Origin of the sequence: Janthinobacterium sp. FT14W (assembly GCF_009208755.1) — a bacterium.
In the GTDB taxonomy this organism is placed as follows: domain Bacteria; phylum Pseudomonadota; class Gammaproteobacteria; order Burkholderiales; family Burkholderiaceae_D; genus Janthinobacterium; species Janthinobacterium violaceinigrum.
The window spans coordinates 1-255 of the sequence record NZ_WFLL01000176.1 but is presented as its reverse complement, the minus strand read 5'-3'; the positions used below and the strand labels follow the sequence as shown (position 1 = coordinate 255).

The window sequence follows — 255 nt, the reverse complement described above, 5'->3', positions numbered from 1 at the left end:
CTGGAAGAAGTAAAGATTATTTATTGATCGGTTTATCGTAAAACATAAATCGATGGGTAATGATTGTATGTATCAACAAACAAGCAACAACGTTGTACTTTCTTATCCCTGTAGCGCTCTTTGATGATTTCGGTTATCAGAGGCTAACGTTATAGGGACAAGCGAATAAGTGCACATGGTGGATGCCTTGGCGATTACAGGCGATGAAGGACGTAGTAGCTTGCGATAAGCTGCGGGGAGTGAGCAAACACACTT

At 41.6% G+C, this 255-nt stretch carries 1 rRNA gene; it reads left to right on the top strand.

What is annotated here, in order from left to right:
• Window positions 1-155: 155 nt before the first annotated feature.
• Window positions 156-255: ribosomal RNA gene (locus GCN74_RS28515) — 23S ribosomal RNA — on the top strand; the annotation flags it as partial.